We start from the raw sequence: 16694 nt of genomic DNA on the forward strand, positions 1-16694 counted from the left end.
TCCTGTATCAGCAACGGTGGAAAGGTTCTGGTTTATCATACACTCTTGTTGCAAACGATTATCATTAGCATATATAGGGGCCAGAGAGTACACAGCCGAAAGGGGAGACTCCCGATGATACGAACCAAGGTAGCCATAATCGCAAGCTGTGCGGCCTTCGCCGCCCCTGCCAATGCGCAAGATGGCCCGCTGAATGTGCTGGCAACTGTCGGCATGGTTGCAGATGTTGCGCAAAATGTGGCGGGCGCATGTGCCAATGTGACCACCCTGATCGGCGCAGGCACCGACCCGCATTATTTCTCTGCCACCCCGCGCGATGTCGATGCACTCGCACAGGCAGAGCTGATCTTTTATGTGGACCGCGCCCTAGAAGAACGGCTTGCCGATGTGCTGGATAATTTCCGCAACCGCACGCCAACTGTGGGGCTGGCGGGGGCCAGTTTCGACACAGACGCACTGTTGCAAGACCCGGATGCAGACGGCGCGCTGGACCCGCATTTATGGATGGATGTCAGCCGCTGGGCACAAATTGCGCCCGTTATTGCCGAGAATATCGCGCAACTGCGCCCCGACTGTGCTGCGGACCTGGCCAGAAATGTCGCGGACTATACCGCGCAACTGGACGCCCTGCATCGCTGGGTCGGCGATGCCATCGCCACCATCCCCGAAGGCCAGCGCATGCTGGTCACCGCGCATGACGCCTTCTACTATTTCGCCGATGCCTATGGGATCGAAGCGTCCGAGGCGATTGAAGGGATTTCCACCGCCTCTGAAGCCAGCATCGGCGATATCCGCGAGGTTGCTGGTTTTGTCATTGAACGCGGCGTGCCTGCTGTATTCGTAGAAACCACCATCAACCCCCGCACGATTGAAGCGCTTGTCGCGGAAGTACAGGCGCAAGGCCATGATGTTGTCATCGGTGGCGCGCTGTTCTCGGATGCGATGGGCGATACTGGCACGGCGGAAGGCACCTATATCGGCATGATCCGCGCCAATACAGCCACAGTGACAACGGCCCTTGGCGGCACCCTGCCCGATTGGCCAGAGGTGTTGCAGGACTGGGCGCAGGAATGGGACATTTCCGACTAAGTGATGTAAGACACAGCCGAACCGCCCGCAGCCTTGGAGGTGCGACATATGCGTGACGATACCCTGCACGAACCCGGACAGGCGCTGCATATCGAGGATATTACCGTCAGCTATGGCGCAAATCCGGCGCTGTGGGATATAGATCTGGATATTCCGCCCGGCGTGATGTGTGCCATTGTCGGGCCGAACGGGGCGGGCAAATCCACGCTCATCAAAACCGCACTGGGGCTGGTGCGGCCTGTGGCGGGGCATGTGCGCTTTCTGGGCCGACCCGTCGCACAGATGCGCGGCAAAATCGGCTATGTGCCGCAGCGCCATAGCGTGGATTGGGATTTCCCCACCACTGTGCGCGATGTCGTGGAAATGGGGCTGTATCACCAGCTTGGCTGGTTCCGCAGGCCCGACGCGCAGGCGCGCACCAAGGCGCAGGCGGCATTGGCAGAGGTGGGCATGCAGGATTATGCAAGCCGCCAGATCAGCCAGCTCTCTGGCGGGCAGCAACAGCGCGTGTTCATCGCGCGCGCATTGGTGCAGGATGCGCCGATCCTGATACTTGATGAACCGCTTGCAGGTGTGGATGCCGCGACCGAGGCGGTGATCATTGCGCTTTTGCAACGCCTGCGCAATGAGGGGCGCACGATCATTGTTGTGCATCATGACCTGACAACCGTGCAAAGCTATTTCGACTGGCTGGTTATGCTGAATGTCCGCATCATTGCCCAAGGCCCGATGGCGCAGGTTTACACCCCCGAAAACCTGCGCGCCGCCTATGGCCGCCAGCTTGCCATGATCGCCACCCCAACCGAAGGGCGCGCGATGTGAGTGGCTTGGCCGACCTTCTGTCCAGTGGCATTGTCCAGACCGTTCTGATCGGGGCGGCCATGCTGGGGGCTATCAGCGGGATGCTGGGCGCGTTTGCGGTTCTGCGCCGCCAAAGCCTGCTGGGCGATGCGCTGTCCCATGCTGCCCTGCCCGGAGTGTGCCTTGGCTTCATCCTTGCTGGCACGCGCGATCTGGGCAGTATTCTGCTGGGCGCGTTTGTCACCGGCGCTTTGGCCGCACTTGCGATGATGCTGATCGTGCGCCGCACCACGCTAAAGACAGACGCAGCCCTGGGGATCGTGCTGAGTGTGTTCTTCGCTGTGGGTGTCGTCTTGCTAAGCTGGGTGCAGGGCCATGGGGGCGCGGCCAGTGCGGGGCTTGCCAGTTTCCTGTTCGGTCAGGCCGCCGCGATCTTGCGCAGTGATCTATGGATCATGGGCGGCATCGGGCTGGTGGCGCTGGCGCTGGTGCTGGCGCTGTGGAAAGAATTCAAGCTGGTCAGTTTCGATGCCGATTTCGCCCGCGCCCAAGGCTTTCCCGTCACGCTGTTGGAAGTGGCGCTGACGGTCATGGTCGCGCTGGCCATTGTGGTGGGGCTGCAACTGGTGGGGGTGGTGCTGATGGTGGCGCTGCTGATCGCGCCCGCGGCTGCCGCGCGACAATGGACCACAACCTTGGGGCCGATGGTGGCACTGTCGGCGGCATTTGGCGCGGCCTCTGGCGCGGCGGGTGCATTGGTCAGCGCCACGACACGCGGGCTTGCCACAGGGCCAGTGGTGGTGCTGATCGCAACAGGGGTGGTCGTGATTTCGCTGTTTGTCGCGCCACAGCGGGGCTTGTTGTGGCAGGCTTTGGCCGCGCGGCGCGCCCGCGCGCGCATCAGTGACGGTCGCGTGCTGACAACGCTGCAAGGGCTGGCAAATGCGCACCGCGATGCAAGCTATCCGGCCGAGCGTGGAATGCTGGAAACCGCCCTTGGCGCGCGCGCCCCCTCTGCCCGCATTGCCGCGTTGGAACGGCGCGGGCTGATCCATCCTGTCACCCACCCGCCCGAGACGACACCGCATTGGGAACTGACCACCGCAGGCCATGCCGAGGCGGCGGCCCTGTCCGGCAAACCCGCAGGCCCCAAAGACGGGGGCGCGGCATGATCGCTTCCTTTTTCGGATCAATCCCCGCAATGATCTTGCTGACAGGCATTCTGGTGGGCGTGTCCGGCGCGCTTTTGGGGTCGTTTCTGGTGCTGCGGGGCAATGCAATGCTGACCGATGCCATCAGCCATTCCATTGTGTTCGGCATAATCGTGGTCTGGCTGCTGACACGGCAAGTCTCGGGGCCGGTGCAGGTGTTGGGGGCGGCGCTGACAGGGGTGCTGACAGTGGTGCTGTCCGAATTGCTGGCACGCTCGCGGCTGGTCAAGATGGACGCAGCCATCGGGCTTGTGTTTCCCGCACTGTTCGCGGCCGGTGTGCTACTGATCTCGATCTATGCGCGCGATGTGCATATTCATGTCGAAACCGTGCTTTTGGGCGAAATTGGCTTTGTCTGGCTGAACACGCTGACACTCTGGGGTGTGCCAGTGCCCGTGGCAGTGGTGACGCTGGGCGCGGTGCTGGTGGTCAACCTCGCCTTTGTGCTGGTGCTGTGGAAAGAGTTGAAACTGACTACTTTTGACCCCGGTCTTGCGGCGGCACTCGGGTTTTTGCCGGGGGTTTTACATTATGCCGTGCTAAGCCTGACCAGCGTGACAGCCGTGGCAGCGTTTGACGCGGTTGGTGCAATCTTGTTCATCGCCTTTGTCATCGTGCCCCCTTCAACGGCCTATCTGCTGACGCGGCGCTTGTGGCTGATGGTGGTGCTGGCGGTGGCGCTGGCTGTCGCGGCCTGTGTGGTGGGCTATGCGCTGGCAATGCGCTGGAACGTGTCCATTGCGGGCATGATGGCCAGCATGACCGGCGTGTGGTTCGCCTTGGCGCTGCTATTCGCGCCGGGGCATGGATTGGTCGCGCAAGCCTTCAGCTGGCGCAGCAAACGGCTGGATCATGATTGCCGCGCGCTTGTGGCGCATCTGTTCACCCATCAGAACACCCCCGCCATGGCGGAAGAAAACACCCTGCGCGCGCTGGTCGATCACCTGCGATGGGCAGAGCCGCGCGCCCGCGCCGCCATCCTGCGCGCGCATGACCGCGACCTGATAGAACGGCGCGCGGGCCTTTTGACCCTGCGCCCCAAAGGCACCGCCGAGGCAGAGGCGATTTTCGGCAAGACCGCCAGAGTTGGCCACAAGACTGCAGGCACCCAATGACGGCTCTGGCGACAATGGGATAATGGGATAAAGCCCCCCCAGCCGACCTGAACACCTCCTCCCCACAGGCGCAAGCCGACACAGATAGCTGGAACCATGCGCCATATGGCACCCACCAGTTCAGCCCTGCGCGGTCAGTTCCAGCCGCGCAAGCGCCAGATCGGCGCGCATTTCGCGCCCGATGGCGACCAGACCTATACGGCCCAGCCGCGCGGGATTGACGGGCAGATCGGTGCGATGCGGGTGAAAGCTGGAAAAGGGAATATCCAGCCGCGTCCATGATGCGGGGGCGTGAAACTCTGCCCGCCAGCTTTGCCACACACGGGTCATATCGGGGCTGCGCAGGTGGATATTGTAGCGCGCGTCATTCCCCAGCACCCAAAGCGAGATGCCGGAAAAGCCCGATGCGTCCAGCACTGCACCCGGCGCGGCCAGATCAAGCGACATCTGCACGAAGCCGCCGTTATTTTCCAGCCTGACATCGCCGATCAGGTGAAGCGCGCTGACACCGTCAATCTGTGCGCGCTCCAGCGTGGCGGAACTGACACCGCCCATGACGCTGTCACAAATACAGCGCCACATCTGGCCGTTCTCGGCCCGAAGGCCGGGACCAGTGCCGCCGTCCAGAATCATGGCTTAGGCGGGGCGCGTCGAGGGGCTGGTAGCTGCCAGCTTACTGGCCTGCGTGATCCATTCATCGCGCTGGATGCGGCCTTTGAAATTCAGGAATCCGTCAACCCAAGTGATTTCATCCTCGCTCCAGCCCGCGATCTGCCAGAAATGATAGATGCCCAATTCGTTCAGTTTGCGTTCCAGCACAGGGCCGACGCCCGAAATTTGCTTCAGGTCATCAGCCGTGCCAACCGGCGCATCCAGCTTTTGCGGCTGTATGCCTGCATCCTCGGCCACTGCTGGCGCATCTTGCGCTGCCGCTGGTGCTGCGGCAGGTGGCGCGGCAGTTTTCGCGGTCACCTGCTGGGTTGGCCGGGCCTTGTTCTGCGCAGGGGGCGTTTCCGCAATGGTGAAAATCACCCCCACCACCAGCGCAATCACCGCACCAATCGCAACAGAGCCATTTCCTTCGATGCCAACTGCAACAAATGACACGCCTGTTGCGATGGCACCGGCGGCAATGGCAATCGACCAGCCATATAAGGGCGGGGCATTCTGGATTTCTGAATGTGGCATTCTGTAAGCTCCTTTTGGTTGCGAAAGGTGAATTTCAGAAGAACCTTATTTAAACAAGACTAGCCCTGATCTGTCCACGGGAAAGAACTTCAACGCCCAAAGCCTGCAACGCCTTGCGCGAAATATCCTCGGCGGTCAGACAGGCGTCGCGGTACATCTCGGCGGGGCTGGCCTGTTCAATGAAGCGGTCAGGCAGGGTCATGGTACGCACGGCAAGGCCGCGTTCCAGCAAGCCATTATTGGCCATATAGTGCAGCACATGCGCGCCAAACCCACCTTCGGCCCCCTGTTCAACCGTAATCAGGGCTTGGTGGTGGCGGGCCAGTTGGGTGATCAGGTCATGATCCAGCGGCTTGGCAAAGCGGGCATCGGCGACAGTGCAGCTGATGCCGCGCGCCTCCAATGCCTCGACCGCCAGCATCACCTCTGGCAGATGCGCGCCGAAAGACAGGAAGGCCAATTTGCTGCCTTCGCGCAGCACACGGCCACGGCCTATTTCCAGCACCTGGCCGCGCGCGGGCAATTCCACACCAGACCCTTCGCCACGCGGATAGCGAAAGGCGATCGGGCCTTCGTCATAGGCGGCAGCGGTCGCCACCATATGGACCAACTCGGCCTCATCCCCTGCGGCCATCACCACCATGTCAGGCAGATTGGCCATGAAGGCCACATCAAAACTGCCTGCATGGGTCGCGCCATCGGCACCCACCAGCCCCGCACGGTCGATGGCGAAGCGAACAGGCAGTTTTTGCAGCGCGACATCATGCACGATCTGGTCATAGCCGCGTTGCAAGAATGTGGAATAAATCGCGCAGAAGGGCTTGAGGCCAGAGGCCGCCATACCGGCCGCAAAGGTGACCGCGTGCTGCTCGGCGATGCCCACATCGAACACACGGCGCGCGAAACGCGCGCCCATAATATCAAGCCCCGTGCCATTGGGCATGGCGGCAGACACGGCCACGATGGTGGGGTCGCGCGATGCCTCATCCGTCAGGGCATTGCCAAACACAGCCGTATAGCTGGGCGCGTTCGCGCGGCCCTTGGATTGGGTGCCAGAGGCCACATCGAATTTCGACACGCCATGATACTTGCAATCTGCGGCTTCGGCGGGCGCATAGCCCTTGCCTTTGACTGTGCGCACATGGATCAGCACAGGCCCTTCGGCGCGGGCATGGGCAATGCGCAAGGTTGCCAGCAGATCAGGCATGGAATGGCCATCTATCGGGCCGATATAGGTAAAGCCCAAATGCTCGAACATGGTGGCGTCTGGCGGGCCGCCGCAGGCGCGGGCACGCGCGGCCAGCGCCTGTTCGCGCAAGGATGCGGGCAATGCCGCCATAAAGCCCTGCGCAATTTCGCCCAAGGACGCATGCGGCATGTTCAGCCGGTTCAGATAGCCGTTCATCGCGCCCACTGGCGGCGCAATCGACATGTCATTGTCATTCAGGATGACGAACAGCCGCCGCCCTTCGCTGCCTGCATTGTTCAGCGCCTCATAGGCCATGCCAGCGGTGATCGATCCGTCACCAATAACGGCAATCGCATCGCCCGTGGGCTGGCCCATGTCGCGGCCAATGGTGAAACCAAGGGCTGCGGAAATACTGGTAGAGCTGTGCGCCGCGCCGAACGGGTCAAACACCGATTCACTGCGCTTGGTAAAGCCGGACAGCCCGTCTTTCTGGCGCAAGGTGCCCATCTGGTGGCGGCGGCCTGTCAGAATTTTATGGGGATAGCATTGATGGCTGACATCCCAGATCAGCTTGTCAAACGGGGTGCGGAATACTGCATGCAGGGCCACTGTCAGTTCCACGACACCCAGCGACGACCCCAGATGCCCGCCGGTACGGCTGACAGTCTCGATTGTTTCGGTGCGCAATTCCTGCGCCAGCAGGGCCAATTCATCATCGGTGAAATCACGCAGATCGGCAGGGCCTGCGACACGATCAAGATGCGGCTTTGGTGACATGGGGTTCCCTTTCGTTTTTTCGGTATTATTTGAAAAAAGAGGTGCCGTGGGGCTGCCCCACACGGCACCAGTTTCCTGTCGCCAACAGGAAAGGGAACCGGGCGTCACGAGCCCGCGTTCGGACCGGCTATTTGGTCCAAACCTTGGTGGGGGCAGGCCAGCTTTTGCGGGCCTGCCCCGATTCATTTACGCTTTTGCTGTCACCAGCGGCGCATGCAGCGCGCTATAGGGCATGGGTGGGGGCGCGTTCTTGCTCTCGCTTGGCAAGAGTTGCCCGATCCCCCAGATCACCCCGTAGCTGACCCCGATAACCAGCAGCAACAAGGCTGCATATCCGGCACCGCGCAGCATCTCGGACAAGACCCAGTTGCGCAACCGCGCGGTGGGTGTCTCCTGGATGTAGTCATGTTCAACCATGGTAAGTCGCTCCTTAGTCATAGGTCGGACGGAAGCCGCGTTCCTCGGCCCAGATGGCCCAGTTATCGACAACAGTTCCAGTCAGCAGGATACCGATACCACCAGTTAGTGTGGTGAGAACGGCAAACCACCAGGCCCAACGGTGAATCCCTTCCATCGTGGCATTGAAGCCCATCGTCCAGCGCCAGAACAGGGCAGCGCGTTCCGATGCCGTGCCGCGGTCTACGATCTGTTCCAATTCACGGTCACCGCCAAAGCGAGAGACTGCAAGGATGGTCGCCCCATGCATGGCAAACAACAAGGCAGAGCCATACAGGAACACGATCGAGAGTGCGTGGAACGGGTTATAGAACAGGTTTCCGTAGCGCAGCGAGAACAGGTTGGTCCAGTCCAGATGGGTGAAAATCCCATAAGGCACAGCTTCGGACCACGACCCCATCAGCATCGGACGGAACAGGCCCAGAACAAGGAACAGCCAGATGGCAGAGGCGAACGCCCAGGCCACATGTTTGCCCATGCCAAGCGCCTCTGCACGAAGATATGTCCGGACCCACCACGTCATAACCGAGATCAGCAGGAAGAACGAGGCAATCAGGAAATAGCCCCCTTCGCGCATCGGCGGTATGCTTAGCCCGTATTCGGGCGCGGGTGGATCAAGCGACAACCAGAACAGATCGCGCAGGAACACAGCCGGGTTGTACCCCGCCTGATCCCAGAACCAAAGGCCCACCATCACAAACCAGATCGTGCCGGTTACAAGCGAGATGAAGCCCATCGTGCCCAGATAGATCGGCCCGAGTTGCGCGTTGCCTATCCAGCCCAGAAGGTTAGAGAAGCTGGCGCCTTTGGTGCGGTTTCCCAGCTCTACGCCTTCAACCAGGCCCATTTCCGGGGCGGCGCGCACCTGCACCTGTGTAAAGATATTCTGATACTCAGCCATTGACGCCTCCTGCGACATCGCGCCACCAGGGCAGATCCAGCCACCAATCCCACCAGAAGACCCACTGGTCAAACCAGATGGTACCCGAGATCACGATACAGACTGCCGACCAGAACCCGGCATTCAGCGCAAGCAACAGACCGACGCGGTGAATGCCCAGCGTGCCTACGGAATACCCGATAAGGTCCCGGAAGAACGTGTCTTCGTGGTCGGGCGTCTTCATCTCTTCGCCCTTCTTGGGGTTGGCTGCTGACAGAACCAGCGCGCCATGCAGCGCCAGCGCCAGTGTCGTGGTGAAGAAGAAGGTCACCGCGATCATATGCGCCGGATTATAGTGGAAGTTGCCGTAGGTGTAGCCCACATTGGACACCCAATCGAGGTGCGTCCAGATGCCATAAGGGAATGCATGTCCCCATGCACCCATCAGGATGGGACGAAAGACAACCAGTGTAAGATAGGCAAAAATCGCCACACCAAAGGCAAACGGCACATGCATACCCATGCCCAGCTTGCGCGCAATTTCAACTTCGCGCAGCGCCCAGGACACAAAGGCCCCGATGGCGCAGATGGTCACGATCTGCCATAGCCCGCCTTCAAGCAGCGGTGCCGGACCCAACCCATAGGACAGGGGTGGGGGATTGATTGAAATCAGCCAAGGGTTCCAAGTGCCTTGCAGCACGGCCCCCCAGAAAATCAGTAAGGTTCCGAGGACGGCGAAGAATATCGTCGTGACCCCGAAGAAGCCGACGTAAAATGGCCCAACCCAAAAGTCGAACAGATTTCCGCCGACCAGCGTGCCTCCTGGCACGCGGTATTTTCGTTCGAAGCTGAGCAGTGCCATGCTTCCCTCTCCACTCTCAGGCGGTCACGCCGTGTTCAGGCGGGCCGCGTCGGGAAATACCCTTTTGAAGATTGTCGCGGGCGATACACAACTCGCCCACCGCCCGCGACATTTACAGTCCCCGAGCCGGCTCAGCTTCCTGCTGCGCGGGCTGCTGCGGCAGCGAACCAGTTGATGCCGTTGGACAGCACAACCAGATGGATCATTGCAGCAAGCAAAAAGAGGAAGACGCCCTGTGCCACGAATACGCGGCGCGGGTCGAAGATGAGCCATATCTTGTAGAATTTGGACATTTTTGTTCCTTCCTCAGAACCAAGGACGCCAGATGTATGTTGCGATATGCGCAACTACAGCAACGCCAACAAAGAGCGTAAGACCGCTCATATAGACTGAGTGCAGCTCTTGAGCTTGCTCGTCAGTGAGACCTGTGAAAGACAGATCAGTGTTTTCAGCCATAGTATCCTCCGGATAATCAGACTGCGCCGCACACCCTGCGGCGAGGATGGCCGCCCCTTCTCCGAAAAGTCAGGACAACCGCACCCGCAGACTTTGCCTACGGGAATCTTTGTTCACGCGAGCTGTCAGCTGCGGAAAATAATCGGTGCGATGACACTCGCATCATTCAATGCGCGGCCCACGGGGCCAAGGTCAGGCAATTTGCCCGTTGTAGCGATCCGCCACGACCAGGTGATCAGGCCCGTCGCAAGTGCGAGCAGAAAGATCACACTGAAATAAAGTTTGTATTCCCATTCCCGTGCGCGTTCCGCGCGGGGGCGGGGGGCATTGACAGTATAGTCAGCCATGGTGCGTCCTCCTTTAAATCAGGCGCGTGTCAGGTCACGGCGCAGCGCCGTAACAAGATCGGAATCAACTTCATCAGCGCCGCGTTCTAGCGCGGCCTTCTCGATCGCATCGCGCATGGTGCGCGCAGCGGAAATACGGGTCAGAATGGGGTGCTGGGCCACGATGCGGTCCAACTCTGCCTTTGCGGCCTCGGACCAGGGCAGATCCCGTTTCAGCGTTGCAGGCGTTGCATCGGCCGCGTCCATCTGGCTGCCCAAAGGCAGAATGTGGAACAGCGCGTCAAACAACCCGTTGCAGACTTCTTGCAGCAGATAGGTGGCCCCCGCATAGCCCATCATCGGCGTGCCGGTATGGCGCCGGATGGCCGCCCCCGGAAAACTGGCCGGTATGAACGCAGGCGCAGGCCCGTGCCCGGCCTTCAACTCGGCCAGATACATTTTCTCATTGATAGACCCGAACACGATCAGCGGGCGCTTTTCGGCCAGCAGCGTGCGCACACGGTCATTGTCGGTTTTCTGGCCGCGTGTGCGGGCCACCGCAAAGGCGCAGGGCATGCCCAGATCGTTTTCCAGATAGTTGCGAATGCCGCGCGCATAGGTTTCATTTGCCACCACCGCGAAACTGGCGGTTGCATAGAAATCCTGCGTGACAGAACGCCACAAATCCCACATCGGCTTCAGTGTCGAATGCTTTTCGCGGGTGATGAACGGCTCTGGGTCCAGCCCCAGCATCTCGCCCAGCTGGCGCAGGAACAGCGTTGTGCTGTCCATGCCGATGGGCGCTTGCAGATAGGGTTTGCCAAGGCATTCCGCCAGCCCGCGCCCGAATTCGCGGTACATCACGATATTGACGTCTGCATTCACCAGATTGCGCATCTCGGCCAGATGGGCACCCAGCGGCATGACCATATTGACCTCGGCCCCGATACCTTCCACCAGACGGCGGATCTCGGCCAGATCGCTTGGCATGTTGAAGGTGCCATACATCGGCCCAAGGATATTGACGCGGGGGGCGGCCCCCTCTTCGCGCTTCTTCTCGGGGGGCATGCGCCCCTTGGTCATGCCAAATTCGGTGAAAATCCATGTCATCGCGCGGTCAGCGGCCTGCCACTGATCCTCATCAATGGTGCGCGGCAAAAAGCGCTGGATATTCGTACCCATAGGCGTGACGCCGCCGCCGATCATCTCGGCAATGGACCCTGTGACGACCACAGCAGGCAAGGCCGGGTCCAGCACTTTCCATGCACGGGCCATCGATTCTTCGGTGCCCGAAGACATCTCGTCCTCGCCCAGGCCCGTCACGACAATCGGCAATTCATGGGGCGGCAACGCGTCTGTGTAATGCAGCACCGAGGTGACCGGCAGGTTCTCGCAGCCCACAGGCCCATCAATCACCACTTGCAGGCCCTTGACGGCGCAGAACGCATAGACTGCCCCCCAATATCCGCCAGCGCGATCATGATCTTGAATAAGCATCAGATCATCTCCTGCGCTTTGGCGGCGCGTGCGGCCTTGTCGAGTTTTTTCTGATGCGCCTCGCGGAAATCGGGGCGCAGATTGGGGCTGCCTTCCCAGATGCCTGCGGTGTCGCCCTCGCCCACGCCCTCGAAGAAGTCGCGCATCTTGTCCATGCGCTCCTTGCCCGCAATCGCGGCATTGACAACCTCGCCCAAGGACCCGGCACCGGCTGGCCCCATCATCGGGCGCGCGGAAATCAGGTTGGTGAAATACAGCGACGGCGTGCCGCGTTGTTTCGCATGCTGCACCACTGGTGTGGTGCCAATGACCAAATCGGGGTTCAGACCATCGGCGGCGGCCAGATCATCAGCCAATGAGGCGCGGAATTTCACCACCACGCCGCGCGCTTCCAGCCAGTCGCGGTCAGCGGCAGACCATTTCGACGCAGCGCATGCCGTGCCCACATAGGCCACATCCGCGCCACTTTCGATCAGCAGACGCGCCACCAGCAATTCCGAGCCTTCATAGCCCGACAGCGTGATCCGTCCCTTGATAGGGGCCTTGGCAAGGGCCGCTTTCACTGCTGGCACAAAAGCGTTTTGCGCGGCAGCAATTTGGGCCGGTGCCACATTGAATGTCTCGCCAATCGCGGCCAGCCAGTCATGCGTTCCCTCAACCCCCACAGGGGCAGAGCCGACGATGGGGCGGCCTGCCGCCTCAAACTCGCGCACGGCAGCCGAATAGAACGGATGGATTGCCGCAACCGCACCGCAATCGAGCGCGGCATACAACTCGCGCCACTCGCGGCAGGGCACAACCGGCCCTGCGGCCAGCCCCATGGGCGCCAGCATCGCGCCGATCATCATCGGGTCTGCCGGAAACATCTCGCCCAGAAGCGTCACAGTGGGGCGGTCATCGCGGCCCGCAACAGGGGCGGGCACAGGGCCTGCCATAGCTTCCTGACGTGCGTAATTCAGCATCGCACCGGCCAGCACATCCTTGGCCTCGGCATGGGTGGGCACACCGAATCCGGGCACATCAATGCCGATGATCCGCACACCGTTAATTTCCTTGGGCAACAGCCGCAGCGGCACACCGCTGGCGGTTGGCACACACAGATTGGTCACCACAATCGCGTCATAGCGCGCGGGGTCCGCCATCTCATGCACGGAATCGCGGATATCCTCGAACAACTTGCCGGTCACAAGGCTCTCGGAATTGAACGGCACATAGCCGACCGAGCGGCGCGCCCCGTAGAAATGGCTTACGAATGTCAGGCCATACACACAGCAGGCAGAGCCGCTGAGCACAGTCGCAACCCTGCGCATCCGCAGGCCAACACGCAAACTGCCAAAGGCAGGGCACATGGATTCAGGCTTGTCATGGGGTCCGCGCGGATAATCCTTGGCAAACTGGTCCAGCATCTCGCCATTGCCCGCCGCACGCGCGGCCGCGTCCATCTTCTCGGCAGGGGCGTGGCAGCCCATGCCATCGGCTTGCACAGACGGCTCTGGTGCCGCCTCGCCAGACGCTTGGCTTACAGTTTCAATCGGGGTCTGCGCAGCGGCATCATAGCTGACTTCACCCCCCATTTTCTTGCCCGAAATACTCCGGGGGGAGGAGGCGGAGCCGACGGGGGGCTGGCCCCCCAATCTGTCTTGTCCAAAATCCTCAGGCATCGTCATACACCACTTCCAGCGACTTCTTGATCACGGCATGTTTGCCGCGCATGTCAGCATCGGTCGCGGGTTCCAGAACGACATCGCCGCCTGTGTCCTTGCTGTCGAACAGCGCCAGCAGCCCATCCTGTGTCAGGGGTTCGGGGCGGATAGGGGGCGCAATGCCAACGGCCTCGGCCAGTCCCGCAAACAATGGGCCCCACTGGCTTTTGTCTGTACCGACAATCTGGTAATTCGCGGATTTCTTGCGCAGGTCATCATCGGCAGGAATGGTTGCCAGCACCGGAATTTTCACCGCATCCGCGAAAGCCTGCGCCTCGCCCGTGCCGTCATCCTTGTTGATGACCAGTCCCGCAACACCGACATTGCCGCCCATCTTGCGGAAATATTCCACCGCCGAGCAGACATTGTTTGCCACATACAGGCTTTGCAGATCGTTAGAGCCTACAAGAATGACTTTCTGCGCCATATCGCGGGCAATTGGCAGGCCGAAACCGCCGCAGACCACATCGCCCAGAAAATCCAGCAGCACATAGTCGAAATCCCAATCATGGAATCCCAGCTTTTCCAGCAGTTCAAACCCGTGGATGATCCCGCGCCCGCCGCAGCCGCGGCCCACTTCCGGCCCGCCAAGTTCCATCGCAAAAACGCCGTTGCGCTTGTAGCAGACATCGCCAATCGCCACTTCCTCACCCGCCAGTTTCTTGCGGGTCGAGGTTTCGATGATTGTGGGGCAAGCCTTGCCAGCAAACAGCAGGCTGGTCGTGTCAGACTTGGGGTCGCAGCCGATCAGCAGCACGCGTTTGCCCATTTCGGCCATCATGCAGGACAGATTTGCCAGCGTGAAAGACTTGCCGATCCCGCCCTTGCCATAGATCGCAATGATCTGGGTGTGCTTTGTCGGCTCGCCCTGCGGCACTTCCAAGGTCGGCTCCTCATGCGCTTCGTCGCGTAGGCGCTTGTCGAAATCCTTCAGGTTCGGGATGTCGAGTGTCATGCATGGGCCTCCCAGTCCAAAATCATTTTCAGGCAATCAGGGTCGCTGAAAGCTGTCTCATAGGCGGTCGCGGCCTGTGCAGGGTTGGCGTGATGCGTGATCAGCCCGCCCAGCGACAAAGCGCCCGCCTCTATCAGATCGCGCGTGGCAATCAGGTCGTCAGGTTGCCATTCGGCGGCGATGCGCAAACGCGCCTCGCGCATGAAGGCAGGAACAAAGTTGAAATTCAGCGGCTTGGTATAGAACCCTGCCAGCACCACTTCGCCGCCCTTGGTGATGCGTCCGATCAGCTGGTCCAGCAGCCCTTCGGCACCGGATGCGTCCATGATGCAGCTATAGTCGCGGCGGGTATCATTCTCGGGCAGGCAGACATCATAGCCCTCTGCCCCGTTCATGCGGCTTGGGTTCAATTCCCACACCTGCGGCGCGGGTGCGCCCATGGCAATGGTGATGCGCGCAATCAGGCGGCCCAAGACCCCGTGCCCGACTATCAGGTCCGGCAGGCTGGCATTTGGCCCTGCAACAGCGTGGCGCGCAGTTGCGGCCAGCGCCAGCAGCGCGCCTTCGGCCCCCATGGCCGCGTCAATGCGTGTGACCCTTTTGGCATCGGTGACAAGGTGGCGCGCGGCCCCGCCGAACAGGCCAAAGACTGGCCCCTGTTCATTGGCCTGAAAACAATTCGCACCCGGCACAAAGACGCGGTCACCGGCCTTGAAGCCCGTATCGCGCCCCGCCTCAACCACTTCGCCCGCAGCCTCGTAGCCCGGAACCAGCGGGTAGCCCATGCCGGGGAAAGGTGGCATCTCGCCGGACCAGAACAGTTTTTCGGTGCCGGTAGAAATGCCTGAATGCCCGATTCTGACCACCAGATCGCCCGGCCCTGCGGCTTTCAGGCCGACTTGCCCAAGGGCAAGCTGGCGCGGGGCGGAAAGGATGATGGCGTCAGTTTGCACGGGTCCCTCCTGGTCGGTCATTTTGGTTGATCACTTTGATGAACCGCGACTCGATTGCTTATTCTGTAATCATAACGATACACACTATACTGTCAACTCTTATTGACACTTATTCTGCGCTCAACTGTCACCTTCGGGCTTGGATGCTGTCAGAACACAGGTGATAAAACGCCTATCCGCATGTTCGCGCGATGTTTTATGAAAACCCGCCTCTGCCAGTAGGGCAGAAATGCGTGCTGCGCTGCGCGTCTCTCCAGTCTGCATAGCCAGAGTGTAAACTGAAAAATACACATCTGTTTGCGGGTCTGGACAGGTGCCGCCTGACATCGGCTCGATGATCAGGACACGCCCGCCGGGGGGCAATGCGGCATATACTTTGGCCAGCAAGGCGCGCACTGTGTCATCCGAATGGTCATAAAGCACGCGCACAAGGCTGATGACATCGGCCCCTTGCGGCAATGGGTCGGTGCGGAACGATCCACCATGGCGCGCAATATCGGCAGGCAAGGCCGCTTGTGCGACCACATCGGGCAAATCGAACAGCGCCAGATGCAGCTGCGGGTAGCGCGCGCGCACCGCGCGCAGGAACACGCCGGTCCCACCGCCCACATCCAGCAGCTTTTGCGCGCCTTTCAGCGACAGATGCGCCAGCGCCTCTTGTGCAACAAGAGCCTGACTTTCTGCCATCAGCCGCGAATAGCGCGCGGTCTGGGCGGGGTCCATTGCCCCCTTGGCCCCAAAGACATAGGGCCAGAAATCGGCCAGCTCGGTTGTGGTCTCACCCCGAATAAAGGCCACCGGGTCCGAAAGGTCACGGTAGAGAACGTCATGATGGCGCACCATATCCTGCAACCCCGGCACCGCCAGAAACGCGGCCCCACGATGGGCAAGCGCGAATCTGTCGCCGCGCCGCTTCAGCAGGCGCATCGCGGCCCCCGCTTGCAGCAAAATCTGCATTCGCTCGGGCGGGACTGCGCAGCGCGCCGCAAGCGCGGGGGCCGTTGCAGGGCCATCTGCCAGCATATGCAGCACACGCAATTCGACCAGCGCCATAAGCATCTGGCTTTGCACAAAGCCTTGCATCAGATCGAACAGCGCTGCCCCTTCGCGGCGCGCAATGCCGCGCAAGACCGGAACACGCGCGCATACCGCCTGAAACCGAGAGGAGGCGACAAGTCGATTGATCAGACCCGCAGGCCGGAAAGGTTGGTCTGGCGCCGGTATATCTGACACGAT

At 60.9% G+C, this 16694-nt stretch carries 18 protein-coding genes; 4 read left to right on the forward strand and 14 right to left on the reverse strand.

What is annotated here, in order from left to right; genetic code table 11:
* Positions 1–114: 114 nt before the first annotated feature.
* Genes BG455_RS09635 through BG455_RS09650 form a run of 4 tightly spaced genes read left to right on the forward strand, consistent with a single transcriptional unit; the run spans position 115 to position 4216 of the window.
* Positions 115–1089 carry a metal ABC transporter solute-binding protein, Zn/Mn family gene (locus BG455_RS09635; RefSeq protein WP_071469784.1) on the forward strand — a complete coding sequence of 325 codons (975 nt, stop codon included), beginning with the start codon at positions 115–117 and terminating at the stop codon, positions 1087–1089.
* A gap of 48 nt (positions 1090–1137) precedes the next feature.
* Complete coding sequence (locus BG455_RS09640; protein WP_071469785.1) at positions 1138–1911, forward strand: metal ABC transporter ATP-binding protein; 774 nt, start codon at positions 1138–1140, stop codon at positions 1909–1911.
* Positions 1908–3062: a metal ABC transporter permease gene (locus BG455_RS09645; RefSeq protein ID WP_071469786.1), complete on the forward strand. Its 1155-nt coding sequence runs from the start codon at positions 1908–1910 to the stop codon at positions 3060–3062. The genes BG455_RS09640 and BG455_RS09645 overlap by 4 nt, the downstream gene beginning before the upstream one ends.
* A complete protein-coding gene (locus BG455_RS09650; RefSeq protein WP_071469787.1) occupies positions 3059–4216 on the forward strand; it encodes a metal ABC transporter permease in 1158 nt (385 codons plus the stop codon). Before BG455_RS09645 ends, BG455_RS09650 begins: the two co-directional genes overlap by 4 nt.
* A gap of 120 nt (positions 4217–4336) precedes the next feature.
* Here the strand turns inward: BG455_RS09650 and BG455_RS09655 are convergent, their stop codons facing one another.
* From BG455_RS09655 to BG455_RS09715, 14 genes are all read right to left on the reverse strand, one after another.
* Entirely contained in the window at positions 4337–4849 is a 513-nt protein-coding gene (locus BG455_RS09655; protein WP_071469788.1) for a CIA30 family protein, read from the reverse strand.
* Positions 4850–4852: 3 nt separating this feature from the next.
* Positions 4853–5404, reverse strand: a complete 552-nt coding sequence (locus BG455_RS09660; RefSeq protein WP_084386231.1) for a hypothetical protein — start codon at positions 5402–5404, stop codon at positions 4853–4855.
* Positions 5405–5453: 49 nt separating this feature from the next.
* Positions 5454–7370: a 1-deoxy-D-xylulose-5-phosphate synthase gene (gene dxs / locus BG455_RS09665; protein ID WP_071469789.1), complete on the reverse strand. Its 1917-nt coding sequence runs from the start codon at positions 7368–7370 to the stop codon at positions 5454–5456.
* A 186-nt stretch (positions 7371–7556) separates the two neighbouring features.
* A complete protein-coding gene (gene pufX, locus BG455_RS09670; protein WP_071469790.1) occupies positions 7557–7787 on the reverse strand; it encodes an RC-LH1 core complex protein PufX in 231 nt (76 codons plus the stop codon).
* Between the two features lie 13 nt (positions 7788–7800).
* Positions 7801–8727 (reverse strand): photosynthetic reaction center subunit M, encoded by a 927-nt coding sequence (pufM, locus tag BG455_RS09675; RefSeq protein WP_071469791.1) that lies wholly within the window; start codon positions 8725–8727, stop codon positions 7801–7803.
* Positions 8720–9568, reverse strand: coding sequence for a photosynthetic reaction center subunit L (gene pufL / locus BG455_RS09680; RefSeq protein ID WP_071469792.1), 849 nt, complete (start codon positions 9566–9568; stop codon positions 8720–8722). The genes pufM and pufL overlap by 8 nt, the downstream gene beginning before the upstream one ends.
* 131 nt (positions 9569–9699) lie before the next feature.
* Positions 9700–9861: a light-harvesting antenna LH1, alpha subunit gene (gene pufA / locus BG455_RS09685; RefSeq protein ID WP_071469793.1), complete on the reverse strand. Its 162-nt coding sequence runs from the start codon at positions 9859–9861 to the stop codon at positions 9700–9702.
* Between the two features lie 13 nt (positions 9862–9874).
* Entirely contained in the window at positions 9875–10024 is a 150-nt protein-coding gene (gene pufB, locus BG455_RS16875; protein ID WP_071481891.1) for a light-harvesting antenna LH1, beta subunit, read from the reverse strand.
* A gap of 125 nt (positions 10025–10149) precedes the next feature.
* Complete coding sequence (gene pufQ, locus BG455_RS09690) at positions 10150–10371, reverse strand: cytochrome PufQ (protein ID WP_071469794.1); 222 nt, start codon at positions 10369–10371, stop codon at positions 10150–10152.
* 18 nt (positions 10372–10389) lie between these two features.
* Entirely contained in the window at positions 10390–11847 is a 1458-nt protein-coding gene (gene bchZ / locus BG455_RS09695; protein WP_071469795.1) for a chlorophyllide a reductase subunit Z, read from the reverse strand.
* The gene (gene bchY, locus BG455_RS09700; protein WP_071469936.1) at positions 11847–13316 is read right to left on the reverse strand and encodes a chlorophyllide a reductase subunit Y; all 1470 of its coding nucleotides are present in this window, start codon (positions 13314–13316) and stop codon (positions 11847–11849) included. The genes bchZ and bchY overlap by 1 nt, the downstream gene beginning before the upstream one ends.
* Positions 13317–13500: 184 nt before the next feature.
* Complete coding sequence (locus tag BG455_RS09705) at positions 13501–14505, reverse strand: chlorophyllide a reductase iron protein subunit X (RefSeq protein WP_071469796.1); 1005 nt, start codon at positions 14503–14505, stop codon at positions 13501–13503.
* Complete coding sequence (bchC, locus tag BG455_RS09710; RefSeq protein ID WP_071469937.1) at positions 14502–15458, reverse strand: chlorophyll synthesis pathway protein BchC; 957 nt, start codon at positions 15456–15458, stop codon at positions 14502–14504. The genes BG455_RS09705 and bchC overlap by 4 nt, the downstream gene beginning before the upstream one ends.
* Before the next feature lie 120 nt (positions 15459–15578).
* A complete protein-coding gene (locus BG455_RS09715) occupies positions 15579–16691 on the reverse strand; it encodes a methyltransferase (protein ID WP_071469797.1) in 1113 nt (370 codons plus the stop codon).
* Positions 16692–16694 lie beyond the last annotated feature (3 nt).

The organism is Roseinatronobacter thiooxidans (genome assembly GCF_001870675.1).
Lineage (GTDB): Bacteria > Pseudomonadota > Alphaproteobacteria > Rhodobacterales > Rhodobacteraceae > Roseinatronobacter > Roseinatronobacter thiooxidans.